Origin of the sequence: Kitasatospora sp. NPDC097605, assembly GCF_040302725.1 — a bacterium.
Lineage (GTDB): Bacteria > Actinomycetota > Actinomycetes > Streptomycetales > Streptomycetaceae > Kitasatospora.
Genome location: NZ_JBEOSF010000004.1, coordinates 194,438 through 218,495, shown reverse-complemented (window position 1 = coordinate 218,495; position 24,058 = coordinate 194,438). Strand labels below are relative to the sequence as shown.

Annotated in this window: 19 protein-coding genes; 8 read left to right on the top strand and 11 right to left on the bottom strand. The window is 73.0% G+C overall.

Annotated elements, in window-relative coordinates:
* The first annotated feature begins 230 nt into the window (after positions 1-230).
* Positions 231-5,855: a DUF7617 domain-containing protein gene (locus tag ABTX81_RS06545; protein WP_350541987.1), complete on the top strand. Its 5,625-nt coding sequence runs from the start codon at positions 231-233 to the stop codon at positions 5,853-5,855.
* Positions 5,856-6,195: 340 nt separating this feature from the next.
* On the opposite strand, the gene ABTX81_RS06540 is transcribed toward ABTX81_RS06545, so the two are convergent.
* The 4 genes from ABTX81_RS06540 to ABTX81_RS06525 all read right to left on the bottom strand — a co-directional run bounded on the left by ABTX81_RS06540 (position 6,196) and on the right by ABTX81_RS06525 (position 9,225).
* Positions 6,196-7,014 carry an SDR family NAD(P)-dependent oxidoreductase gene (locus ABTX81_RS06540; RefSeq protein WP_350541985.1) on the bottom strand — a complete coding sequence of 273 codons (819 nt, stop codon included), beginning with the start codon at positions 7,012-7,014 and terminating at the stop codon, positions 6,196-6,198.
* Between the two features lie 71 nt (positions 7,015-7,085).
* The gene (locus tag ABTX81_RS06535) at positions 7,086-7,388 is read right to left on the bottom strand and encodes a Rossmann-fold NAD(P)-binding domain-containing protein (protein ID WP_350541983.1); all 303 of its coding nucleotides are present in this window, start codon (positions 7,386-7,388) and stop codon (positions 7,086-7,088) included.
* Positions 7,389-7,422: 34 nt separating this feature from the next.
* A complete protein-coding gene (locus tag ABTX81_RS06530; protein WP_350541981.1) occupies positions 7,423-7,950 on the bottom strand; it encodes a MarR family winged helix-turn-helix transcriptional regulator in 528 nt (175 codons plus the stop codon).
* A 264-nt stretch (positions 7,951-8,214) separates the two neighbouring features.
* Entirely contained in the window at positions 8,215-9,225 is a 1,011-nt protein-coding gene (locus ABTX81_RS06525; RefSeq protein ID WP_350541980.1) for a hypothetical protein, read from the bottom strand.
* Between the two features lie 485 nt (positions 9,226-9,710).
* On the opposite strand from ABTX81_RS06525, the gene ABTX81_RS06520 reads away from it, so the two are divergent.
* Positions 9,711-10,244, top strand: coding sequence for an alpha/beta fold hydrolase (locus tag ABTX81_RS06520; protein ID WP_350541978.1), 534 nt, complete (start codon positions 9,711-9,713; stop codon positions 10,242-10,244).
* A 64-nt stretch (positions 10,245-10,308) separates the two neighbouring features.
* Here ABTX81_RS06520 and ABTX81_RS06515 read toward each other — a convergent pair whose 3' ends face one another.
* The 4 genes from ABTX81_RS06515 to ABTX81_RS06500 form a co-directional block, all read right to left on the bottom strand.
* The gene (locus ABTX81_RS06515) at positions 10,309-10,539 is read right to left on the bottom strand and encodes a DUF6480 family protein (RefSeq protein WP_350541976.1); all 231 of its coding nucleotides are present in this window, start codon (positions 10,537-10,539) and stop codon (positions 10,309-10,311) included.
* 80 nt (positions 10,540-10,619) lie between these two features.
* A complete protein-coding gene (locus ABTX81_RS06510; protein ID WP_350541974.1) occupies positions 10,620-12,278 on the bottom strand; it encodes a phytoene desaturase family protein in 1,659 nt (552 codons plus the stop codon).
* Positions 12,275-12,739 (bottom strand): SRPBCC family protein, encoded by a 465-nt coding sequence (locus ABTX81_RS06505; RefSeq protein ID WP_350541972.1) that lies wholly within the window; start codon positions 12,737-12,739, stop codon positions 12,275-12,277. Before ABTX81_RS06505 ends, ABTX81_RS06510 begins: the two co-directional genes overlap by 4 nt.
* Before the next feature lie 161 nt (positions 12,740-12,900).
* The gene (locus ABTX81_RS06500) at positions 12,901-14,367 is read right to left on the bottom strand and encodes an aminotransferase class I/II-fold pyridoxal phosphate-dependent enzyme (RefSeq protein WP_350541971.1); all 1,467 of its coding nucleotides are present in this window, start codon (positions 14,365-14,367) and stop codon (positions 12,901-12,903) included.
* A 256-nt stretch (positions 14,368-14,623) separates the two neighbouring features.
* Here ABTX81_RS06500 and ABTX81_RS06495 point away from each other — a divergent pair, with 256 nt between their 5' ends.
* From ABTX81_RS06495 to ABTX81_RS06475, 5 genes are all read left to right on the top strand, one after another.
* The gene (locus ABTX81_RS06495; protein ID WP_350541970.1) at positions 14,624-17,101 is read left to right on the top strand and encodes a molybdopterin oxidoreductase family protein; all 2,478 of its coding nucleotides are present in this window, start codon (positions 14,624-14,626) and stop codon (positions 17,099-17,101) included.
* Positions 17,098-17,589: a hypothetical protein gene (locus ABTX81_RS06490; RefSeq protein WP_350541968.1), complete on the top strand. Its 492-nt coding sequence runs from the start codon at positions 17,098-17,100 to the stop codon at positions 17,587-17,589. Before ABTX81_RS06495 ends, ABTX81_RS06490 begins: the two co-directional genes overlap by 4 nt.
* A 149-nt stretch (positions 17,590-17,738) precedes the next feature.
* On the top strand, positions 17,739-18,530 hold the full coding sequence (locus ABTX81_RS06485; protein ID WP_350541966.1) for a 3-hydroxybutyrate dehydrogenase: 792 nt from the start codon (positions 17,739-17,741) through the stop codon (positions 18,528-18,530).
* 188 nt (positions 18,531-18,718) lie between these two features.
* On the top strand, positions 18,719-19,951 hold the full coding sequence (locus ABTX81_RS06480) for an esterase/lipase family protein (protein WP_350541964.1): 1,233 nt from the start codon (positions 18,719-18,721) through the stop codon (positions 19,949-19,951).
* Between the two features lie 11 nt (positions 19,952-19,962).
* A complete protein-coding gene (locus ABTX81_RS06475) occupies positions 19,963-20,991 on the top strand; it encodes an alpha/beta fold hydrolase (RefSeq protein WP_350541962.1) in 1,029 nt (342 codons plus the stop codon).
* 66 nt (positions 20,992-21,057) lie between these two features.
* On the opposite strand, the gene ABTX81_RS06470 is transcribed toward ABTX81_RS06475, so the two are convergent.
* Positions 21,058-21,699 carry a TolB family protein gene (locus tag ABTX81_RS06470; protein ID WP_350541960.1) on the bottom strand — a complete coding sequence of 214 codons (642 nt, stop codon included), beginning with the start codon at positions 21,697-21,699 and terminating at the stop codon, positions 21,058-21,060.
* 280 nt (positions 21,700-21,979) lie between these two features.
* On the opposite strand from ABTX81_RS06470, the gene ABTX81_RS06465 reads away from it, so the two are divergent.
* Positions 21,980-22,960 (top strand): LLM class flavin-dependent oxidoreductase, encoded by a 981-nt coding sequence (locus ABTX81_RS06465; protein WP_350541958.1) that lies wholly within the window; start codon positions 21,980-21,982, stop codon positions 22,958-22,960.
* On the opposite strand, the gene ABTX81_RS06460 is transcribed toward ABTX81_RS06465, so the two are convergent.
* Entirely contained in the window at positions 22,890-23,237 is a 348-nt protein-coding gene (locus ABTX81_RS06460; protein ID WP_502892714.1) for a M23 family metallopeptidase, read from the bottom strand. The genes ABTX81_RS06465 and ABTX81_RS06460 overlap by 71 nt on opposite strands.
* Positions 23,238-23,330: 93 nt before the next feature.
* Complete coding sequence (locus tag ABTX81_RS06455) at positions 23,331-24,041, bottom strand: response regulator (RefSeq protein ID WP_350541956.1); 711 nt, start codon at positions 24,039-24,041, stop codon at positions 23,331-23,333.
* Between the last annotated feature and the right edge of the window lie 17 nt (positions 24,042-24,058).

Genomic DNA, 24,058 nt, shown 5'->3' with positions numbered 1-24,058 from the left:
CCGGCCATCGAGCCGGGCGGAGCGCCCGCGACCTCCACAGCAGAACTCCTGCGGGTCCGTCAAGCGTCCGCGCCCGGAAGAGTGCTCCCGGAAGGCCGGGGAGTGAACCTGCCTCAGGTCGGGCACATCGGACAGTTCGCCAGAACATCATCAAATCGCACTGCGCTCGCTCCGCTCGTCCCCTCTTCCGCCATCCCCGGCCCGTGGGCGCAGGACCGAAAGGACTTCCGATGACGCGCTGCCCGCCCACGCCCCCGTACCGGGGACCAAGTCCTGACGGATGGTTCGCCCGGCGACCACCGGGGCGGGCAGTCGGCCTGCTGGCCGCCTTCGCCGCGGCCGTCGCCTCGCTCACCGTCCCCACCCTCGCCCTCGGCCACGGCGAGAGCCGCGCCGCCACGGTGGCCGACCGCGCCGCCACGGCGCACCCGGCGGACCGTCAGGGCACGGCGAGGGCCGGCGGTCCGGGCGGCCGCCAGGACGGCCGCCAGGGCCGGCAGCTGCCGGTGACCCTGTCGAAGACCGGCACCGACCTGACCACCGGCAGCACGACCACCACCACGCAGGGCGACACCGTCCGCTGGGTGGTCTCCATGACCAACCCGGAGAACGCGCCGGTCTCCACCACGATCACCGACGTCATCCAGGGCGGCCCGGGCAGCACCCCGCAGACCCAGACCTACGTCCCCGGCTCGCTCCAGGCACCGCCGGGCTTCACCAAGCAGTGGTCCACCGACGGCGGCACCACCTTCGCCCCCGCCGACGCGGGCACGGCCACCAACGCCGTCCAGGCGACCAACCCCGAGCTCTCCTCGCCCGCGACCGGCCGGGTGGTCCCGATCCCGCCGCCCTTCAAGCCGATCAACACGGCGACCGGCGGTGACGGCTTCACCCCGATCCTCTACACCGCCACGATCAACGGCGTCCCCACCCCCGAGGCGTGGAACATCTACCACCACGGGTTCGCGAGCCCGGCCAGCGTGGTCTGTACCGACCTGCTGTCCAACGGCCCCTGCCCGACCCCGACCGGTGCGCCCGCCAGCTGGCCCCAGGCGCTGAACTCCTCGGTGCCCAACGGGAACATCGGGGACCTCGGCAGCACCCGGAGCCCGACCTACGTCCAGTCCGGCTCCAAGCTGTACTACGCGGCCGTCAGCCGGGTCACCCCCCGGCTCATCGGCATCGGCTGCATCGACCTCCAGGCCCAGGCCAGTTGCGGGTTCACCCCCCTCCAGGAGGGCACCGGCACGGTCATCGGCGGCGTGGTCGAGGTCCCCGGCGGGTTCGACTACACGGTCTCCGGCACCGGCGAGATCCTCTGCTACGACCGCGCCGCCAACGCCCCCTGCGGCACCTTCAACATCGGGCTGCCCGAGAACGAGGGCCAGGGCGGCTTCCCCGGCGACTACGTCGGCACGATGACGGTCATCAACGGCAAGGTCTACGTCACCGACACCCAGCGGAATCCGCTGGGGTCGGTGATGGGCTGTTTCGACCCGTCGACCAACACCGCCTGTACCGGCTGGGCCACCCCCAAGCTCCTGGTCGTCCCCACCACCAGCGGGCCCACCCGGGCCGACAACGTCTTCGCGATCTACGACTCCGCGGGCACGGCCACCGGTGTCTGCACGATCGTCGGTGGCAACTACCTGGAGGTCAACCCCCCGATCGGCACCCCTGTCTGCTTCGACCTCGCCGGCAACCCGATCGCGGCGCCCCCCGGCCTCCAGGCCCTGGTCAGCACCAACGTCGCTCCCGGCGAGGCCAACTACCAGGTTCCGTTGACCATCACCGCGCCCAACGGGCACCTGGAGACCGAGTTCCCGTTCTGGCTCTACCAGGGCAACACCCCGACCCTGAACAGCTCCTTGTTCTGCTACGACTGGACGATCCAGGGCCCGTGCGTCCAGTACGGCACCAACGGCGTCGTCAACGGCCCGCCCAACGTCAACGGCGGCAACACCAGTCCGTACGGCTTCGCCTACGACGGCCAGTGCAAGTACAGCCTCGGTGACACCGGCTTCCTGTTCTCCCTCGACCCGGTCACCGGCGCCTCGCCCTGCCTCAAGACCAAGGCCCAGAGCACCGTCAACCCGGCCGCGTTCTACTGCGACGCGGCGACCGGACACGTCACGTCCTACGGAACGGTCAGTCTCTTCGGCATCGACCCGACGACCGTCGACTTCACCCAGTCGACGGTGACGGTGCTGGCGGCCGACAACACCCCCCTCGGCACCTTCCCGTTCAACCCGGCCACCGGGACGGCCGACATCTCCTCCGTACCGATCACCAACGCACCCATCCAGGTGATCGGCAACCTCGACCTCATCAGCGACGCCTCCTTCACCCCGGGCAACCAGCCGCAGATGCAGGTCACCTTCGTCGGCGACGCCCCGCAGATCTGCTTCGACACCACGGTGGGCACGGACTGCTCCATCACCTCCGTCTCCAACCAGGCCTCCGCCGTCACCAACGGCGGCGCTCCCGTCACCTCCAACACCGTCACCCTCCAGGTGACGCCGGGGCCGACCTGCGCGCCGTCGCTGAGCATCGACAAGGAGGTCTGCACCTCGGCCAACGCCGCCGACTGCGCGACCGGCGGTCCAGGACCATGGGCGAAAACCGCGGTGATCGCGCCTGGTGCCACGGCCTACTGGCGCATCACCGTGACCAACACCGGCCAGGTTCCCGTCACGGGGATCACGTTGACGGACAGCGTCTCGCCGTCGTGCGTGACCGCTGCGGGGACCTTCGACCTCGCCGTGGGCGCCTCGCACCAGGTGTTCTGCGACCTGACGAACGTCACCCAGCGCACCGTCAACACGGTGACGGCGTCCTTCCCCGGCCCCGGCGGCACGCCAATCACGACGCCTCCGTCCGAGGCCACGGTGGACGTCCCCGCACTGGCGGTCCTGAAGGAGGTCTGCACCTCGGCGAACGCAGCCGACTGCGTGGACGGCGGTCCGGGGCCCTGGGCCGCGAGCACGACCGTCGTCTCCGGGAGCACGGCGTACTGGCGGATCACGGTGACCAACACGGGCACGGTTCCCATCACTGGGATCACGTTGACGGACAGTGTCTCGCCGTCGTGCGTGACTGCGGCGGGGACGTTCGACCTCGCCGCTGGTGCGTCCCACCAGGTGTTCTGTGACCTGATGAACATCACGCAGCACACGGTCAACACCGTCACGGCGTCCTTCCCCGGCCCTGGTGGCACGCCGATCACCACGCCGCCCTCCGAGGCGACGGTGGACGTTCCCGGCCTGACCATCAACAAGGAGGTCTGCACCTCCGCCAACGCAGCCGACTGCGCCACCGGCGGTCCCGGCCCCTGGGCCAAGAACGCGGTGGTCGCACCTGGCGCCACCGCCTACTGGCGCATCACCGTCACGAACACCGGCACCGTCCCCATCACCGGAATCACCCTGACGGACAGTGTTTCGCCGTCGTGCGTGACCGCCGCCGGCACCTTCGACCTCGCCGCAGGCGCCTCCCACCAGGTGTTCTGTGACCTGACGAACGTCACGCAGCACACCGTCAACACCGTCACGGCCTCCTTCCCCGGCCCCGGCGGAACCCCCATCACCACGCCGCCCTCCGAGGCCACCGTCGACGTCCCTGGCCTGACCATCAACAAGGAGGTCTGCACCTCCGCCAACGCAGCCGACTGCGCCACCGGCGGTCCCGGCCCCTGGGCCAAGAACGCGGTGGTCGCACCTGGCGCCACCGCCTACTGGCGCATCACCGTCACGAACACCGGCACCGTCCCCATCACCGGAATCACCCTGACGGACAGTGTTTCGCCGTCGTGCGTGACCGCCGCCGGCACCTTCGACCTCGCCGCAGGCGCCTCCCACCAGGTGTTCTGTGACCTGACGAACGTCACGCAGCACACCGTCAACACCGTCACGGCCTCCTTCCCCGGCCCCGGCGGAACCCCCATCACCACGCCGCCCTCCGAGGCCACCGTCGACGTCACTCCGCCGCCGGTGCCGTCGCTGAGCATCAACAAGGAGGTCTGCACCTCGGCCAACGCCGCCGACTGCGCGACCGGCGGCCCCGGCCCCTGGGCGAAGAACGCAGTGCTCGCGCCTGGTGCCACCGCCTATTGGCGCATCACGGTGACCAACACCGGCGAAGTCCCCGTCACGGGAATCACGTTGACGGACAGCGTGTCGCCGTCGTGCGTGACCGCTGCGGGGACGTTCGACCTCGCCGCTGGTGCGTCCCACCAGGTGTTCTGTGACCTGGCGAACATCACCCAGCACACCGTCAACACCGTCACGGCCTCCTTCCCCGGACCCGGCGGAACCCCGATCACCACGCCTCCCTCCGAGGCCGCGGTGGACGTGCCGTCGCTGACGGTCCTGAAGGAGGTCTGCACCTCCGCGAACGCCGCCGACTGCGCGGGCGGCGGTCCGGGGCCCTGGGCCGCCAGCACGACCATCCCCTCCGGGAACACGGCGCACTGGCGCATCACGGTCACGAACAACGGCACCATTCCTGTCAGCGGGATCACCCTGACGGACAGCGTCTCGCCGTCCTGCGTGACCGCCGCCGGCACCTTCGACCTCGCCGTCGGTGCCTCGCGCCAGATCTTCTGTGACCTGGCGAACGTCACCCAACGCACGGTCAACACCGTCACGGCCTCCTTCCCCGGCCCGGGCGGCACCCCGATCACCACGCCTCCCTCCGAGGCCACCGTCGAGGTGACCCCGCCGGTCGTCCCGTCGCTCAGCATCAACAAGGAGGTCTGCACCTCGGCCAACGCCGCCGACTGCGCGGCCGGCGGCCCCGGCCCCTGGGCCAAGACCAGCACGGTGACCTCCGGCACCACCGCACACTGGCGCATCACCGTCACCAACACCGGCACCGTCCCCACCACCGGCATCACGCTCACGGACAGCGTCTCGCCGTCCTGCGTGACCGCCGCCGGCACCTTCGACCTCGCCGCAGGCGCCTCGCGCCAGATCTTCTGCGACCTGGCGAACGTCACCCAACGCACGGTCAACACCGTCACGGCCTCCTTCCCCGGCCCGGGCGGCACCCCCATCACCACGCCTCCCTCCGAGGCCACCGTCGAGGTGACTCGGCCCGGTACGCCCTCGTTGGACATCAACAAGGAGGTCTGCCAGTCCGACAAGCCCGGAGACTGCGGCGCGGGCGGATCCGGGCCCTGGGGCAAGGAGGTGACGCTGCACAAGGGCGGCTCCTCCGAGGAGCCCTGCGACCCGGACAAGTGCCAGGCGTTCTGGCGGATCACGGTGACCAACACCGGCACGACCGACATCACCGGGATCACGCTGGACGACCCGCAGGAGGCCGCCTGCGTGGCGGCGGCCGGGACCTTCAACCTGGCGGCGGGGCAGAGCAGGACGTTCCACTGCTCCAGCCTGATCGGCAAGGACACCACCAACACGGTGACCGCGTCCTTCACCGGTCCGGACGGGAAGACGGTCACCACGCCGCCGTCCTCCGCGGTCGCCCGGTGCACGCCGCCCTGCAAGAAGGACAAGTGCCATGAACCCAAGCCGCCTCACGAGGGTGGCCACGAGAACGGCAACGGGCAAGGCAATGACAACGGGTACGGTCACGGCCACGGCAACGGCTACGGCAGCGGCCCCGGCAACAACGGTGGTGACGGGCACCAGCAGCCCAGCCAGCAGCCCAACCAGCAGCCCGGCCCGCAGCACTCCAGCCAGCACCACCCCGGTCACAGCGGTGGCGGACTGCCGGACACCGGCTCGACCGTCCTGCCGTACTCGCTGGCCGGTGCGGCCCTGGCGGCGCTCGGCCTGGCGCTGACCATGGTCGCGAGGGCGCGTCGGCGCCGGTCCGACCGGATGGACGGGTGAGCCCCGGCTGACCGGTTCGGCAGGCGATCGGAACTGAAAGGAACCGAATAGCGGGTGGCCCGGGAACGACTCCGTTCCCGGGCCGCCTGCTGTCCGCCGTCCCCCCAGGACGGGCCGCCCGGGCGGTGCCGGTTCTTCCTGCCCGCGCGCACCACGCAGAGGGCCAGACGCAGGCGGCCGGTTTCGCTCAGGGGTACGTTGCGGTGAGGCATGTGCTCTCTGGTTCCGCGGGGAGAAGCGCGGGGTTCGGCGGATCTCGGACGATGGAACAGAAAGACCCGCACGCAGGTCGGCTTGGTGAGGACCGTGAGCGCGCGGGCCGAGACTGGGCGGGGCGTTGTCAGGCTCCGGTGAGGGCGCGGGAGGTGTCCATGAGTGCTTGGGTGGTCGTGGTGTCGAGCATGATCGGCGCGCGCTGCTCGAAGCGGCCGGGCTTGCCCCAGTAGAGCGGGGACTGCCAGGTGTCGCTGCGGGTGGCTTCGACGACGTTGTGCGCGGCGGTCTCGACGGAGTCGAACATGATCGGGCCGAGGACCTTGGCGCCCGCCTTCATGTACCAGGGGGCGGCGCGCATGATGTCGGTCTTCACGGCGCCGGCGTTGATCACCCCGGCTGCGAGGCCCGGTTCGGTGCGGGTCAGGTGCGCGGCGTAGTGGTGGTTGCCGAGCTGGACCGGCTTGCGGTCGCGGTTGAAGTTGAAGGTCGGGAACTTCGGGAAGCGGGCGAAGTCGGCCTCTTCGCTGGGCGCGACCGCGGCGGTCATCATCAGCACGGTCGGCCGCTCAGCACGGTGCAGCGCGGGCAGCAGGAGCTGCGTGAGGTGGTAGCGCGAGAGGTAGTTGACCGCGAAGAACGGGTGGAGCCCGTCGGCCGTGCGGCTCTCCGCCACGGTGAGCACGCCGGTGGTGTGGATGAGGGTGCTGATGTTCTCGTGCTCGTCGAGGATGCGGCGCGCGGCGTCGCGGACGCCGTCGTGCGTGGACAGGTCCCCGGCGAGGAACGACGCACGGCCGGCGACGGCGCCGAACGAGGCGAGGGCGGCTTCACCCTTGCCCGGGTCACGGCCCAGGATGACGAGGCGGTTGCCGTCGGCGAGGAGGGTGTGGGCGGCCTGGCGGCCGATGCCGCTGTTGCCGCCGGCTATGACGATGGTCTTCATGATGCTCCGGGAACGATGGGGGCGGGCGGCCCCGGGCCCCGCCGGGGCCGCCCGCGGTCGGTGAGCCGGTCTCAGGCACCGATGAAGTGCTCGGCCCGGTCGCGGCTGGTGTGCAGGTTCCAGTAGTCGAGGGCGATGTCGTCGGGCGCGCGGTGCGGAACGCCCTCGGGAGCCTGGGCGCCGATCATGAGGTCGATGGCCACGTTGGCTACGTAAATTCCCTGCTCGGCAAGGGTGTTGTGGAGGTTGAGAGCCCAGTTGCGCTGCCCGGCCTGGGCGATGTTGGCGTCCGCGAGCACCGGGTACGGGGTGATCGCGCCGCCGCCGGTGGTGAACAGCACGGTGCCGGAGCCGGCTTCGAGCATCCCGGGCAACCGGGTGAGGGTTCAGGGGGTGCGCGGGTGGGAATCAGCCCTGGCCGGCCGGTGGCGTGGCGCCGGGTGGTGCCCAGTCCGTGGGGCACGGAGCGCCGAGCGCACCGAGGATGCGTTGGGAGACAGCACCGAGCTGCCGCTGCTGCGCCTTGGTCAGCGGGTCGAAGACCAGGCGGCGTACCGCGTCGACATGGCTGGGAGCGGCGGCGGTGACCTTGTCCATGCCGTCGTCGGTGAGCGTGGCCAGGGTAGCGCGACCGTCGGAGGGGTCGGGGCGGCGCTGCACCCAGCCGCGCTTCTCCAACCGGATCACGACGTTGGACAGCCGGGAGAGCGCGCTGCCCGCGTACTGGGCCAGCTCACTCATCCGCAGGGTGCGCTCCGGGTCCATCGACAGGGCGGACAGCACCACGTACTCGAAGTGGGCGATGCCCGCGTCGTGCTGCATCCGCGCCTCAAGGGCGGCCGGCAGTTGGGTCAGCACGTAGGCGAACGCATACCACTGCTGCTGCTCATCAGGGTCGAGCCAGCGCGGCTCGGCGGGGTCCGGTGCGTCTTCCATGCCTCCAAGGTACTCCAAGCGTGGATCAAATGGCGAGTCGACTTACTCTTAGCTTGAAGTGAATTTGCGATACGGTTGCTTCATGCTCGAAGTCCGCCCGCACTCCTGCGACGGACGCCACGACCGGCGGCCGCGGACGCGGCGGACGGTCGTGGCGGCATGTCGAGCGGTTCACGTCCGTCAGCGAACCCGCCCCCGCGACGCGAGGGCAGGCACCGTCCGCCCGCCCTGACGGAACCCTGGCGCCGGGCTCGGCCGGGCCGGTCAGGGGCCGCTCTCGGCGGCGACAAAGGTGTACGCGCCGAGTTCGAGGAACAGGGCGTCCGCGAGGCCGGGCACGCCGGTGAGCGGGACCGCGAGGCGCCGTTCGCGCTCTCCGGCGTGAGCGGTCACCGGGTTGTAGGCCCGCAGCACGATCCGGGCGTCGCACGGGAGCGGCTGGTCGAACTGGACCACGACCGTGACCGTGCCGGAGTAGTTGGCGGGCAGGAGGACCGAGCGCGTGTAGCCCTCGTCAGTGCCGGGCGGGTAGACCTGCGCCGTCAGGCTGAACGGGGCCTGCTGGTCGGTGTTGGAGAAGGTCGCGGTGCCGGCGGGCAGGTCGGTGCCGGAGATCCCGAAGACGAACCGCGCCGGGGTGTTGTTCAGGTTGCAGACGGCCAGGTCGGAGAGGACGTACCTGGTCCGCCGGCACGGGATGACGTCGATGTTGCGCCAGCCGACGTTGGGGTTGTACCTGACCCAGTTCAGGTAGTCGACGAGCGAGCCGAACGTCGGCAGGGTGGCGGACATCGGGTGGGCGGGTGTGTCCACGGTGGCGATCGTGCAGTAGTGGCCCGGCGGGTTCTGGCTCGGCCACACGAAGGCGGACCGGCTGACACAGATCTGCCCGGGCGGGACCTCGCGGCCGCCGCCGCGGACGGTGAGCGGCACGCTGGTGCCGCCGCCCTCGGCGGTCAGCGGGGTCCACGCCCGCGGATCCAGCAGCAGCCCCCCGGGGGCGTAGTAGAGCCGGACGTTGCCGGAGGCGGGACAGCCGGTCCTGAGGTTCTTCCCCCGGACGTAGATGCGGTTGAGCTGCCCGTACACGATGGGGTGGCGCAGCCCGAGGTCGGGCCCGTTGTAGCTGGACTCCAGCAGATCGAAGTCGAGGATGTCGCTGCCGAAGGGGATGATGTCCGGGGACTCCCAGACCGGGTCGGACGTGGGGGTCTGGCCCGTGTCCGGGAAGTTGTCCCGGACCAGGATGTCGTTCCAGGTGGCGGCGGCGTTCACGGTTCCTCCCGAGTGGACGGTGCGTGCCGGAGGCGCGCACGGATGCGGAGGGGCGGGTTTCTTCGGCGGCGGTCCGTGGTCGCGGACCTTCGAGCCGGGGTGGCGTGTCGGCGTCCGCGCCGGCGGGCGGGCGGTCCCGTGGTCGTCGGGGGGTGCGTTTCCCCCGGAAGAGGCGCTCGAGTCGGTCCTGTGGAATCGGGACGGCGAGTGTTCACGTCCGAATGTCGCGGTGACGGCGGTGGCGAAAGGGAATTCCCGCATGCTGTGGGTCCGCGGGAAAGCGTCCCGGTACAGGAAAATATATCGAGCCCGAACCACCTCGCCCAATAGGCCGGACGAGTGAACGCCCGTCAGGTGCCGTCGCCACCGGCCCGGTTGGACTGCGGCCGAATGATCACGGTGCCGGAGACCGAGGGCGCTCGTCCGCCCCCGGCGGCCGGAAACCCGAACGGGCGTCCGCGTTCACCCCCCGCGCTCAGTGCGATGTGCCGGCGGGACGGGCGTGTGCGCAGGGTGGTTCCAACCCCTCATCTCACCTGTACATCCAGAAGGAGAAGTTCCACGCCGTCTTCGCCGCCGACCTGCCGGAGTCCCTGACCCGGCTGATGGCCGCCGGACAGCGACCGGTCGCCCAGGCAGGGTTCGGTGAGAAGCTCACCGCCGCCGCCTGGCACGACATCCCGTCCTGGTTCGTCGTCTCCAAGCAGGACAAGGCCATCGCCCCCGACCTCGAACGCTTCGAGGCCGCGCGCGGCAAGGCCCGCACCGTCGAGGTCGACTCCTCGCACGTGTCGATGATGTCCCACCCCGATGTCGTCGTCCGCCAGATCCGCGACGCCGCCGGGCACGAAGGCCGCGACGGCCGCGACGGCCACGAAGGCACCGCCCCGGCCGAGCTCGCGGCCACCGGTACCCCCGGCCAGGCCCTCGCCGCCCTCGGCGCGGCCTCCGCCACCGCACTCGCCGCCGGCGCGGCACTCACCCGCCTCGCCCGCCGCAGCAGCAGCAGCAGCCGCTGAGCGACCGGCCCGGCCCCTTCAGGGCGCCGGGCGCAGAGCGTCATGCGCTGGGCGCGCGCTGGGCTCACGCGCTGAGCGCGACGATCATGCCGATGAGCATCACCGACACGGCCACCGCCGCGAGCACGATCACGACGGCGGGCCAGCGGCCCCAGGCCCGGCGGACCTCCTCCGGCTCGGGGTGCGAGATTCCTGAGATGCCCCCTTCGGCCGGCGGGGTGTCGCCGGTGTCGGGAAGGGTGCCGCGCCGGTCGAGGCCGGGCGTATGGCGGGGTTCTGGATCGGGGGTGGCCATGATGTCGTCCCGGGTCGTAGCTTGTTCCGCGACCCCGGCGGGTTCCCCCCGGCGGACGGCGCAAACGCCGCCGCCGGACGTCACCGGGGCCGGGCGGTCGTGCGGGCGCTCTCCAGCGGGTGGTGGGACAGCGCGCGCTGCGCGGCGCTGAGGACGGGGCCGGTGAACCGCCGTACGGCGGGCCGGTGGGCGCGCAGGGCGGCGCGGGCGGCGTTGGCGCCGCAGGCGCCGTGGACGCCGCCGCCGGGGTGTGCGGAGGAGGATGCCAGGTAGAGGCCCCGCACGGGGGTCTCGGGGCGCCCCGTGCCGGGGACGGGCCGGAACACGGCCTGCTGGTGGAGTGCGGTGGTGCCGCCGTTGATGGCCCCGCCGACCAGGTTCTCGTCCAGGCCCTGGAGCACCGGCGGGGTGAGCACCCGCCGGCCGACCACGTGATCGGCGAACCCGGGGGCGAACCGCTCCACCTGGGCCTCCATCCGGCGGGCGAACGCGAGGGTCTCGCGCTCGTCCCAGCGCCCGGTGATGCCGTCCTGGCCGGCGTCGCCCGTGACGCGCTGGGGGACGTGGGTGTACATCCAGGCCGACTCGGTGCCCGCCGGGGAACGTGAGGGGTCGGCGGTGGTCATCTGGCCGAGCAGCCCGAACGGCCGCGCCGGGACGCGGCCGGTGGTGACCTGGAGCGCGTAGTCGCTCAGTTCCGCCAGGTCCGCCCCCAGGTGCACGGTCCCGGCCCCGGCCACCTGCGCGCAGGTCCACGGGACGGGGCCGTCCAGCGCCCAGTCGATCTTCACGGTGGAGAAGTCCCACTGGAAGCGGCGCAGGTCCCGCCGCAGCTGGTCCGGCAGGTGCTCCCAGCCGACGAGGCCGCCGTACAGGGCGGTGACGGGCACGTCGGCGAGGACGGCCCGGCGGGCCTCGACGGTCTCGCCGCCGGCGGTGCGTACGCCGGCCGCCCGCCCGGAGCGGATCAGGACCTCGTCGACCCGGGCGTCGCAGCGCAGGTGTCCGCCGTGCGCCACGAGGCGGCGCACCAGCGCGTCGGTGAGCGAGGCGGCGCCGCCGACCGGCACCGGCCAGCCGTACTGCTGGCCGAGCATGGCCATCAGCCAGCCGAACACACCGCTGACCGGGGATTCCGGCAGCAGGTCGGCGTGCAGGGCGCAGCCGGCCAGCAGCAGGCCAGGCGCCTCGCTGCGGAACTCCTCCTCGGCCAGCCGGCGCACCGGCAGGGCAGCGAAGCGGGCCAGTCGCAGCCCGCCCGCGGCCCGCACCCGGGCGGCCAGTTCGAGTCCGGCGCGTACCGGGGGGAACGGGGCGAACATCGCCCGGACGAGCCAGGGGTCCAGGCGCTCCCACAGCTCGGAGAGCCCCTGCCAGGCCTGGGCGTCCTGGGGGCCGAAGTCCCGGCCGAGCCGTTCCGCCGTCTCCCCGGCGCCCTGGCGGAGCAGCACGCAGCGTCCGTCCGCCAGCGGGTGCGCCAGGACGGTGGGGGCGCGGCTGAAGGACAGGCCGAAGTCCTCCAGGGCGAGCGCCGCGATGGCGGGGGAGGCCGCGGCGAGCGGGTAGAACGAGCTGAACAGGTCGTGGACGTGGTCCGGGTGCACGCCGCGGTCGCTGTGCACCGCTCCGCCGGGGTGGTCCTGCGCTTCGAGGACCTCGACCTGCCAGCCGGCGTCGGCGAGGACGTTCGCGGCCACCAGCCCGTTGGGACCGGCGCCGATCACGATGGCGTCGTTCATGCCACGCCGCCCCGGATCGGCGACCGGCGGTCGGTGGCCTCGACGGTGCGGGCCAGCCGGGCGAGCATGCTGCGGTGGCGCAGCTGCAGCAGCGCCTCGGACGGCGCGGCGTGCAGGCTGCTCACCAACCCCTGCAAGGGGTGCTCGTCGACGATCACCAGGGTGCCGGTGCCCCACGCGAGCAGCTCCACGGCGATGCGCGCGGTGCCCAGGGGGCCGGCGAAGGCCTCCAGCTCCAGGCGCTCCCGCTCCTCGCAGCGGCGCACCACGGTGTGCCCGGTCAGCTGCCAGGGGCCGAGGCCGACCCGGTAGCGCAGGCCGGCTCCGGGTTCGGGCCAGGTTCCGGAGTCCGGTTTCGTGTGGGAGGTGCCCGGGACCCACCGGGCGAAGCAGTGGGGATCGGCCAGCACCCGCCACACGTCCTCGGGCGGCCGTTCGATCAGCACATGGCGGACAGCCATCTCGCCCTCTCCTTCCGCGCGGCCGCGGGTCGTCGGCGCCCCGTCAGGGGTGGAGGACGACCTCGGTGCAGCCGCGGTCGCGGTCGTCGAAGTGCCGGTACGCCTGCGCGCCTGCCCGAGCGGCGCCCGCCCACACCCCGACGGGCCGCCGGCGCCACGGTTCATTCACCGGCGACCACCCGGACGCTCTCCAGCGTGGAGTCGGCGGCGTCCGGGACGAGCATGCCGGCGAGGACGCCGCTGCGGAGGTAGGCGACGACGGCGTCGTCGAGGCGTTCACCGGGCAGCGCGGCCGGGATGCCCGGCGGGTAGGGGGTGAGCATCTCGGCCGTGATCCGGCCGCTCGCCTTGGAGACGGGGACCTGCTCGGTGGGGCCGAAGAACGCGTCGCGCGGCAGCATCACCTGCTCCAGCCGCAGGTCCCGCGGATCGGGGACCTCCACGGCCGGGGCCGGGCGCAGCCGCTCGGCCACCTCCGTCAGCTCGCCCAGCGCGGTCAGCAGCCGGGCGGTGGTGTCGGGGGTGTCGGCGTGGGTGAGCTGGGCGCTGATCCGGCGGTGGTCGCACACGTGCAGGTCGACCTGGTGGTGGGAGCGCAGCCAGTCCCCGGCCCGGTAGCCGCTGGTGCCCAGTCCGGTGATGTCGATGATCACTTGCAGCGGGTCCAGGTCGAAGGCGCGGTGCGGGGCGCAGAAGTCGTCCGGGCCGTGGACGTGCAGCCCGTCCAGTTCCTCGACGCGCCGGCGGACGTCGGCGGCGAGGGCGAGCGCGCGGTCGTAGAGGGCGCGGCCGTGCTGGACCATCTGGCGGCGCCAGCCGTCCAGGGCGGCGTGGACGAGGACGGAGGGGCTGGTGGTGCCGAGCAGGTCCTCGCGCTGCTTGAGCACGGCGGGGTCGATGCGGTGCCCCTGGAGGTGGAAGACGGAGCTCTGTTCGAGCGCGGAGCCCATCTTGTGGACGGAGGTGACGCACACGTCGGCGCCGGCGTCCATCGCCCAGGCCGGCAGACCCGGGTGGAAGGGCAGGTGCGCGCCCCACGCCTCGTCGACGAGCAGCGGCCGGTCGTGCCGGTGGCACACCTCGGCCACGGCCTTCAGGTCCGCGCAGGTGCCGTACGGGGTGGGTGAGGTGACCAGCGCGCCGCGCGCCTCGGGGTGCTCGGCCAGCACCCGCGCGAAGGCCTCGGCGGACGGTGGGTGGGCCAGGTGCAGGTCCGGGTCCCACCGCGGCTCCACCCACAGCGGGCGGATGCCGGCCAGGATCAGGCCGGCCACCACGGACTTGTGCGCGTCCCTGCCGACGGCCAGCTGCTCGTGCGGGCCGGCGACGGCGAGCATCGCGGCCTTGACGGAGAGCGAGCTGCCGCAGGTGGAGAAGAAGGTGTGGTCGGCGCCGACCGCTTCGGCCATCAGCCGCTGGGCGTGTTCCAGGATTCCGCGCGAGGACAGGCGGTCGTCCAGGCCGCCGGTGGCGAGCACGTCCGCGCGGAACACGTCCGCGCCCAGGACGCGCACCACTCGTTCGTCCGCGCCGCGGCCCTGCTTGTGCCCGGGCGGTGTGAACGCGGTGTGCCCGTTGGCGTGGTAGGCGGCCAGGGCTTCCAGTACGGGTGCCTGTGACTGGTCCATGGCCCGGCGCCTTCCCGCCCGGCCGCCGGAGAAACGGGCCGGCGGAACGCCGGGGAACCGGGCCGCGGAACCGGGCCGGGGAACCGGGCCGCGGAACCGGGCCGCGGAACCGGGGCCGGGGAACCGGGCCGCGGAACCGGGCCGCGGAACCGGGGCCGGGGAACCGGGGCCGGTGTGGCCCGCCCAGGGGATCCGGGTAGGCGCGTGCGGTGCGGCGGGCGTCGCACGGGCGCGCGGACCGGGAAGGGTGAGGCGGATGGAACCAGTGGTGGACCGGATCGGACAGCCGTGGGGCGGCCGCACCCCCTACGGACGCGGCGAGGCCTGGCCGGCGCGGGTGGACACCTTCCTCGCCGACGGCCTCGCACCCCAGGACGTCGAGCGGTGGGTCCCCGCCGCCTCGCTCCTGCACTCCAACGGCGACGCGATGGACATCGCCGTACGGCGGGGCCGGATCGTGGGCGTGCGGGGCCGGGCGGGCGACCGGGTGAACCGGGGCCGGCTGGGGCCCAAGGACCTCTTCGGCTGGCAGGCCAACGCCTCACCGGACCGGCTGACCACCCCCCTCGTCCGCCACGGCACCCAGCTGGTGCCCTGTACGTGGGAGACCGCCATGGCACGGATCGCGGCGGAGTCCCGCCGGCTGCTGCGCGAGAGCGGGCCCGGCTCGATCGGCTTCTACACCAGCGGCCAGCTGTTCCTGGAGGAGTACTACACCCTGGCGGTGATCGCCCGCGCCGGGATCGGCACGAACCACCTGGACGGCAACACCCGGCTGTGCACCGCGACCGCCGCGCAGGCGCTGAAGGAGAACTTCGGCTGCGACGGCCAGCCCGCCTCGTACACCGACGTCGACCACTGCGACACCCTGGCGCTGTTCGGACACAACATGGCCGAGACCCAGCCGGTGCTGTGGATGCGGGTCCTGGACCGCCTGGAGGGCCCCGAGCCGCCCCGGCTGGTCTGCGTGGATCCGCGCCCCACCGCGGCCGCCCGGCACGCCACCGTGCACCTCGCCCCGCGCGCCGGCACCAACGTGGCCCTGCTCAACGCCCTGCTGCACGAGATCGTCCGCACCGGCCGGATCGACCCCGACTACCTCGCGCGGCACACCGTCGGCTTCGACGAACTCGCCGAGCGGGTCGGGCCGTGTACGCCCGGCTGGGCCGCCCGGATCTGCGACGTGCCGGCCCGCCGGATCGAGCACGCCGCCGAAGTCCTGGGCGACGCGCGGCGGTTGCTGTCGACGGTGCTGCAGGGCGTCTACCAGTCGCACCAGGCCACCGCCGCGGCCGTACAGGTCAACAACCTGCAGCTGATCCGCGGCATGCTCGGCCGCCCCGGCTGCGGGGTCCTGCAGATGAACGGCCAGCCCACCGCCCAGAACACCCGTGAGTGCGGCGCCGACGGCGACCTTCCGGGCTTCCGGAACTGGGAGAACGACGAGCACGTCGCCGAACTCGCCCGCCTCTGGAACGTCGAGCCCGCCCGGATCCCGCACTACGGGCCGCCCACCCCGGCGATGCAGATCTTCCGCTACGCCGAGCAGGGCTCGATCCGGATGCTGTGGATCTCCGGCACCAACCCCGCCGTCTCCCTGCCCGAACTGGCGCGCATCCGCTCGGTCCTCGGCCAGGAGCGGTTGTTCACCGTCGTCCAGGACCTCTACCCGACCGAGACCGCGCAGCTGGCGGACGTGGTGCTGCCGGCCGCGACCTGGGGGGAGAAGACCGGCACGTTCACCAACGCCGACCGCACCGTCCACCTGTGCGAGAAGGCGGTCGACGCGCCCGGCGAGGCCCGGGCGGACCTGGACATCCTCCTCGACTACGCCCGCCGGATGGACTTCCGGGACAAGGACGGCCGGCCGCTGATCGGCTGGCACGACGCGCCCTCCGCGTTCGCGGCCTGGCAGGAGTGCAGTCGCGGCCGCCCGTGCGACTACACCGGCCTCGACTACGACCGGCTGCGCGAGGCGGGCGGCATCCAGTGGCCCTGCACCGACGAGTCCCCGGGCGGCACCGAGCGCCTCTACACCGACGGCGTCACCTGGGCCGCCCCCGCCGTCTGCGAGGGCTACGGCAAGGACCTGGTCACCGGCGCCCCGGTCTCCGAGACCGAGTACCGGGCGCTCAACCCGCACGGCCGAGCGGTCCTGAAGGCCGCCGAGTACCTGCCGCCGCACGAGGACACCGACGATGAGTACCCGCTCCAGCTGACCACCGGCCGCACCCTCTACCACTTCCACACCCGTACCAAGACCGGCCGGGTGCCGCAGCTGAACGCCGCCGCCCCCGAGGTGTGGGTGGAGCTCTCCCCCGCCGAGGCCGGGCGGCACGGCGTGGCCGAGGGCGACCTGGTCGAGGTCACCAGCCCGCGCGGATCCGTGCGCGGCCGGCTGCGGGTCACCGGCATCCGCGACGGCATGGTCTTCGTCCCCTTCCACTACGGCTACTGGGACACCCCCGCCGGCCACCGCCCGCCCGACGGCGGGCCCGGCCGGGCGGCCAACGAGACCACGATCACCGACTGGGACCCGGTGTCCAAGCAGCCGCTGTTCAAGACCGCGGCCGCCCGGCTCACCCTGGTCGCGCGAGGTGACGGGGCCCTCGCACCGGCCCCCACCACGACCGCCTCCGCCCCGGTCCACCCGGAGCCCTTCCCGCCCACCGCGGGCGGCCCGGCCGCGACGGCCGCCCAGAGCGTCCCCCGACCGGAAGGAGGCCGGCCGTGAACGGCGTCGCGATCACCCTGCGCGCCCTGTACGACGGTGAACGACGGCTGGAGCACGACCTGCTCGCCGCGGCCGAACGGCACCGCGCCGACCACGAGGTCCACCACGTCGCCACCGACGTCGCCCGCTGGTCCCACGAGCACGCCCGACGCCTCGCCCACGCCGCCCCCCGGTACGGCCTCGACCTGCCCGGGGCGGAGGACGACGCCGCGCCCGGCCGGTGGGAGGCCCTGTGGGAGAGGACCGCCGAAGCGCTCGGCCGCCGCCCCGGGAGCGGCCTGCTCCTCCTGCACGACCTGCGCCACCTCCACCTCGCCGCCACCGAGAACTCCCTGCGCTGGGAGGAGCTCGCCCAGGTCGCCCAGGCCACCGGGGACACCCGCCTGCTCCACCTCGCCACCTCCTGCCACCCGCAGACCCTGCGCCAGCTGCGCTGGACCAACGCCGTGCTCAAGACGCTGTCCCCGCACCTGCTCAGCAGCCTCTGACCCCGCGCGGCCCGCCGCCCACGGCGGGGGGACGGCCGTCGGCGGAGGACGGAGGAGGAGCGCTGTGGTGGCGGCCACCACCATCGGGTGGGCAACTGTGGTACCGGCGGACGTGTGCCCGGCCCCGCCGGGTTCCTAGCGTGGCGGCCATGGACATCATCGAGAGCACCGGCGGCCGGGCCGCCGCCCCGGTCGGCCGCTTCCTGACCGGGCGGAAGGTCCTGGTGACGGGTGCGGCGAGCGGCATCGGCCGGGCGTGCGCGAGGGCCTTCGCCGAGGCGGGCGCGCACGTGTACGTGGTCGACCTGGCGGGCGACGCCGCCAAGGCCGTCGCGGAGGAGATCGGCGGTACCGCCCACGTCGTCGACCTGTCGGACCCGGAGGCGGTGGACACCCTCCCGGACGACGCCGACGTCGTGGTGAACAACGCCGGGCTCCAGTACGTGGCCCCGATCCACGACTTCCCGGTCGAACGCTTCGCGCTGATCCAGCGCGTGATGGTCGAGGCGCCGTTCCGGATCGTCCGGCGCACCCTGCCGCACATGTACGAGCGCGGGTGGGGGCGCATCGTCAACATCTCCTCGGTGCACGGGCTGCGGGCGAGCGCCTTCAAGTCCGCCTACGTGACCGCCAAGCACGCCCTGGAGGGGTTCAGCAAGGTCGCCGCCCTGGAGGGCGCGCCGCACGGCGTGACCAGCAACTGCGTCAACCCCGGATATGTGCGCACGCCCCTGGTGGAGGACCAGATCGCCGGTCAGGCCGCCGCGCACGGCATCCCGGCCGACGAGGTGGTGGAGCGGATCATGCTCGACCGCACCGCGATCAAGCGGCTCATCGAGCCCGCGGAGGTCGCGCAGGCCGCGCTCTTCCTCTGCGGCCCGCACGCGGGCTTCATCACCGGCGCGTCCATCCCGCTGGACGGGGGCTGGACCGCCCGCTGACGTGTCGGGATCCGGCTCCTGGCCAGGTGGCCGATGCCCACACCGTGGCGCCCGAGGTAGCTGCCACCGACATAGGGAGGGAATCGCGCCGTTCATAGGGTGTCACGCACTGGACCTCGGTGTGGAGGAGTGAACGCGGCATGTGGGGAAGCGGACGTGGTAGGCGCAGAGGCTTCGGCCGGCTGCTCGTGAGCGTGCTCGCGCTGGTCGGGGCGGTCGTCCCGGCGGGGGCGGCCTCGGCGGCGGGGCCGGCCCATCTGACGCTTGAGGCGACGTACAGCAGCGTCGCCAACGGCTGGGACCGCGTCGAGCGGTACCTCGACACCACCACCGGCTTCAAGCAGGAGCAGTACCCGCCGGACGGCCGCGGCAACCAGGACGGCCAGCGGCTCACCTTCTTCGGCGGCGTCAAGCAGCCCTACTCCGGCCGCTTCCTGCTCTACTCGGCCCCCGGCTGGAACACCGGCGCCCACCAGGTCCCGGTGCTGCTGGTGCACGGCGCCAACGACAACCCGGACCGGGCCTGGGCCAACCCCGGCGAGTCCGGCGGCTACGGCTGCGGCTCCGTCTCCTGCCCGAACACCGGCCTGATGCAGTACCTGTCCGGGCGGGGCTACCGGGTCTTCGCGGTCGGCTTCGCGCACAAGCAGGGCGACAACCTGATGCAGGCCCAGGCGGTCGGCGACGCCGTCGCGCTGATCCGCGCCAAGCTCGGCGTCCCCCAGGTGGACGTGGTGGGCTGGAGCAAGGGCGAGATGTCCGCCCGCTCCTACGTCTCCTCGGTCAAGCCCTCCTGGGGACGCCCCTACGCGGGCGACGTGCGCAAGCTGATCACCGTCGGCGGTCCGAACGGCGGCTACGACTACCCCTTCGCCCACGGCTGGGCGCACGACTTCTCCATCTGGCCCCAGTGCGGCGGCCAGGTCAACGCCCCCGCGCCGCACCTGCGGATGACCTGCTACGGCACCTACACCGCGCACCCGGAGTTCTCCTTCGCCCCCTCCGGCGGCTACGACGTCTACCCCGGGCAGCGGCAGATGCTGGCCCGCTGGGACTCGGTGTTCGGCATCGACCAGACCCAGCAGGACTGGTACACCACCTACTACGGCGGGCAGGGCTTCTACACCGAGGGCGGTGGCATCCAGGCCGCGATCGACGCCGGCTCGCTGATCGCCCCGCTGCACCAGGCCGGGGTGCCCGCCTCGGTGACGACCTACCTCATGGCGGGCGGGGCGCCCAGCGTCGTCGGCATCTTCAACGAGAACCGCGCCCCCAGCGACGGCGTGGTCTTCGTGGCCAGCGCCCTGGACACCACCGGCATCGCCACGGTCGGCGGCACCGCGCTGATCACCCTCGCCAACCACCTGCAACTCGGCTGGGACGGCGCGGCGAACGCGCAGGTCGCCGGCTGGCTGAACTGAGGACCCGTCCGATGATCGTCGATCGACCGATAGCCACCGACCGGCTGACCGTGAACCACGCCGAGATCGAGGGCCGCACCGGCGAGCCCGTGGTGCTGGTGCACGGCAACGTCTCCTCCGGCGTGTTCTGGCACCCGACCATGGCCGACCTGCCCGAGCGCTTCCGCCCGCTGGCGCCCGACCTGCGCGGCTTCGGCGGCACCGAGCCGCTGCCGGTGGACGCCACCCGCGGCCTGCGCGACCACAGCGAGGACCTGCTCTCCTACCTCCGGGCGCTGGACCTCGGCCCGGTGCACCTGGTCGGCTGGAGCATGGGCGGCGGGGTGGCGCTGCAGCTGCTGCGCGACCACCCGGAGCTGGTCCGCTCGCTCACCCTGGTCAACCCGGTCTCCCCGTACGGCTTCGGCGGCACCCACGGGGTGGACGGGACGCTCAACTCGCCCGACGGCGCGGGCTCCGGCGCCGGCGCCGCGGCTCCCGAGTTCGTCCGGCTGCTGGGCGAGGGCGAACTGGGCGCCGAGTCGCCGTTCGCGCCGCGCTCGGTCCTGGACTCCGCCTACGTCAACGAGCCGCTGGCCGAGCCGGACCGCTTCGTGGCCGCGATGGTGACCACCCGGACCGGCGAGGACCACTACCCCGGCGACACCCGGCCGAGCGACACCTGGCCGGGCTCCGCACCCGGCGGGCGGGGCGTGCTCAACTCCATGGCACCGACCCACTTCCGGATCGACGACCTGGAGCTGGTCGAACCGAAGCCGCCGATCCTGTGGATCCGCGGGTCGGCCGACGTCATCATCTCCGACACCTCGCTCTTCGACCTCGCCCACCTGGGGTCGCTCGGCGCGGTCCCGGGCTGGCCGGGCGCGGAGACCTGCCCGGCCCAGCCGATGGTCGCGCAGACCCGCGCCGTCCTCGACCGCTACGCCGCCGCCGGCGGGCGGATGCGCGAGGTGGCCGTCGAGGGCGCCGGGCACAGCGTGCACCTGGAGCGGCCGAAGGAGTTCCTGGCGGCGCTGGTGGAGGCCCTGGACGGGGCCTGACCGGGGACGGCCGGGCGCGGGGGACGGGTGCGCCGCCATGGCCCCCGTCCCCCGCGCCGCGGGTGCTCAGGGGACGGCCGGAAGCGTCCGCGCGAAGACGTCCCAGACGCCGTTGGTGTCACCGGGGACATGGCCGTACGCCGGGGGGACGCGCCTGAGGTAGGTGTACGCGATGCGCTGCCCGTCGTCGCTGATGACGGGTCCGTGCGCGTCGTACTTCTCGGGCCCGGTGCTGGGCGGGCTCACCCACTGCGTCGTGCCCTCCAACAGATCACGCACGTAGATCCTGGTGCCCCCGTTCACCGGCGCGTTCGAGGGGCTGCTCTCCGAGAAGACGACGTAGCGGCCGGAGCCGCTGATCCGGGGTTCGTCCGGATAGCCGCCGGTGAAGTCGCCGAGGTCGACGTCCACCCGCTGGGTGAGGCCCGTCGGCAGATCGCGCACGTACAGGGCATCGCCCGCCTTGAGCACCACCCGCTCGCCCGAGGCGCTGAAGTCGCGCACACCCGCCATGACTCCGTCGACGGTCACCCGCTCCACCGTGCCGTCCCGCAGGTCACGCAGGTAGCCCCGGACCTGGAGCCGCGGGAGCGGCGGATCGGCGGGCACGAGGTTCGTCGACCACGAGGTGAAGGCGACGTACCGGCCGTCCCGGCTGATCACCGCGTTGTTCGACCCCGCGTTGCCCTGGGTCCCGTCGGCGGCCACACTGACCCGCACCGTCCCCGTACCGCCGCCCCCACCGGCAGCAGCGCCGCCAGCAGCCCGACCCCCAGCAGCCGTGTCACCGCGGGTAAAAGCCTTCGCATGTCCACTCCTGACCGTCGTGGCCCCACCCCTGCCGAGGTGTTCCGCGATCCAACCGCAGCGGGCCCGGCGCGGACAATCGCTCCGATGACGTACAACCCCGCAGCCGCCTCGGGCGTCAGGGGCGGCCGGACGGGGCGGGACGCTCGTGCCGCCGGGCCGGACGGTAGGTTGACCGGTCATGACGGACTTTCGCATCGGTGTGATGTTCGACCGCTCCTGGGACCCGGCCGGGCTGCCCGCCTTCGCGCGGGAGGCCGAGGCGCTGGGGGCGGACGACCTGTGGGTGGTCGAGGACCTGGGGTGGAACGGCGGGATCTCGGCGGCGGCGGTGGCGCTCGGGGCGACCGAGCGGCTGCGGGTCGGCCTCGGGATCGCGCCCGCGCCGCTGCGCAGTCCCGCGCTGCTGGCGATGGAGGTCGCCACCCTGGCCCGGGTCTTCCCCGGCCGGCTGGTGGCCGGGATCGGCCACGGCGTGCGGGAGTGGATGCGTCAGGCCGGCGTGGCCCCGCGGTCGCCGCTGGCGCTGCTGGAGGAGGCCCTCACCGCGGTGCGCGGCCTGCTGCGCGGCGAGCGCGTCACCCTGGACGGGCGTGAACTGCGGCTCGACGGGGTGGAGTTGGTCCACCCGCCCGCGAAGGACGCGATCCCTCCGGTGATCGCGGGCGTCGTCTCTCCCAAGTCCCTGGAGCTGGCCGGCCGTGCCGCGCAGGGCACGCTCGTGGCCGAGGGCCACGGCCCGGCGGACCTGCTCGCGGTCCGCGCCGCCGCCGAGCGCGGCGGCGCGGGCGCGGACCACACGGTCACCGTCTTCACCTTCCTCGGCGTGGGAGACGCCGAGGCCCCCGCCCTCCGCGAGGCCGTCGCCGGACACGCGCGCTGGCTGGGGCGCGACGAGGCCGCGACCTTCGCCGCCGGGGGCACGCCCGACGAGGCGGTGGCGGCGCTCCACGCGCTCGGGGAGGCGGGCGCGCAGACGGTGGTGCTGCGGATCTGCGGCCCGGAGCCCCTGGCGCAGCTGCGCGAGGTGATGGCGGCCCTCGGCCGGACCGGCGAGGCGCGGCCCGTCCGCCAGGGCGCCGAAGGCCCGGTCAGAACTCCAGCACCTCGCGGTCGAGCGGATACCGCGAACGGTGCGGGCCCGCGTACGGTGAGGGCGTGATCGGCAGGACGCCGGTCGGCTGCAGGCCCAGGTTGTCGTCCCAGATCCGGGGTTCGACCCGGCCGAGGACGCGGAACGCCCGGAAGGTGAACGGCGGGCTGTCGGTCGGGAAGAACTCGGCCGTGGTCGTCACCTGGAAGTGCAGGTGCGGCGTGGTGGAGTTGCCGCTGTTGCCGATCAGCCCGAGGACCTGACCGGGTTCGACGCAGTCGCCCTCCCGGACGTGGAGCGAGCCGGGTTCCAGGTGGCCGCTCGTCCTGGCCTCGACCGAAGACATGAACCTCACGTCGCCGGCACCACCCTTCAGGACCGTTGAGTAGCCGAGTGCGCCAGGCCCGGCCCGCTTCCGCGGGGCCGGGCCTGCGGTTCTTCAATTGATCGAACGCCGCCCCGTCGGTTCCCCCGGCCCGCCGGGCAACCCCGGCTCCGCGAGGCCGCTTTCGTAGGCGATGATGACCAGTTGGGCGCGGTCGCGGACGTTCAGCTTGGCCAGGAGGCTGCTCACATGGGTCTTCACGGTGGGCAGGCTGATCACCAGGTGCTGGGCGATCTCCGCGTTCGACAGCCCGTTCGCGATCAGCACGAGCACCTCGTGTTCCCGCTTGGTGAGCCCGGCGAGGCGCGGTGCCGGCCGAGCCGTCCTCCCGGTGTGGGAGAAGGTTTCGATGAGACGGCGCGTGACCGTGGGCGCCAGAACGGACTCGCCGGTGGCGATGACGCGGATACCGGCGACCAGGTCGGAGGGTGAGGCGTCCTTCAGCATGAAACCGCTCGCGCCCGCCCGGAGGGCCGGGTAGACGTACTCGTCCATGTCGAACATCGTCAGGGCCAGCACGCGTACGCCGGCCATGGTCGCGTCGGAGCAGATCTCCCGGGTGGCGGCGATGCCGTCCATGAGGGGCATCCGCAGGTCCATCAGGACGACGTCGGGCCGCAGTTCCCGGGCGAGTTCCACCGCCCGGGCGCCGTCACCGGCCTCGCCGACGGTCTCCATCCCCGGTGTGGAGTCGACGAGGACGCGGAAGCTCCCGCGCAACAACGCCTGATCGTCCGCGATCAGCACCCGGACCGCCTCGGCCATCCCGTATTCCCCGCAGC

Bases quoted from the DNA above. Each gene is read 5' to 3' on its own strand.
- ABTX81_RS06540 (WP_350541985.1), bottom strand. From the start codon at position 7,014: ATGAAGACCATCGTCATAGCCGGCGGCAACAGCGGCATCGGCCGCCAG.
- ABTX81_RS06515 (WP_350541976.1), bottom strand. From the start codon at position 10,539: ATGGCCACCCCCGATCCAGAACCCCGCCATACGCCCGGCCTCGACCGG.
- ABTX81_RS06545 (WP_350541987.1), top strand. From the start codon at position 231: ATGACGCGCTGCCCGCCCACGCCCCCGTACCGGGGACCAAGTCCTGAC.
- ABTX81_RS06505 (WP_350541972.1), bottom strand. From the start codon at position 12,739: ATGGCTGTCCGCCATGTGCTGATCGAACGGCCGCCCGAGGACGTGTGG.
- ABTX81_RS06455 (WP_350541956.1), bottom strand. From the start codon at position 24,041: ATGGCCGAGGCGGTCCGGGTGCTGATCGCGGACGATCAGGCGTTGTTG.
- ABTX81_RS06485 (WP_350541966.1), top strand. From the start codon at position 17,739: ATGGACATCATCGAGAGCACCGGCGGCCGGGCCGCCGCCCCGGTCGGC.
- ABTX81_RS06460 (WP_502892714.1), bottom strand. From the start codon at position 23,237: ATGTCTTCGGTCGAGGCCAGGACGAGCGGCCACCTGGAACCCGGCTCG.
- ABTX81_RS06500 (WP_350541971.1), bottom strand. From the start codon at position 14,367: ATGGACCAGTCACAGGCACCCGTACTGGAAGCCCTGGCCGCCTACCAC.
- ABTX81_RS06495 (WP_350541970.1), top strand. From the start codon at position 14,624: ATGGAACCAGTGGTGGACCGGATCGGACAGCCGTGGGGCGGCCGCACC.
- ABTX81_RS06475 (WP_350541962.1), top strand. From the start codon at position 19,963: ATGATCGTCGATCGACCGATAGCCACCGACCGGCTGACCGTGAACCAC.
- ABTX81_RS06510 (WP_350541974.1), bottom strand. From the start codon at position 12,278: ATGAACGACGCCATCGTGATCGGCGCCGGTCCCAACGGGCTGGTGGCC.
- ABTX81_RS06465 (WP_350541958.1), top strand. From the start codon at position 21,980: ATGACGGACTTTCGCATCGGTGTGATGTTCGACCGCTCCTGGGACCCG.
- ABTX81_RS06530 (WP_350541981.1), bottom strand. From the start codon at position 7,950: ATGGAAGACGCACCGGACCCCGCCGAGCCGCGCTGGCTCGACCCTGAT.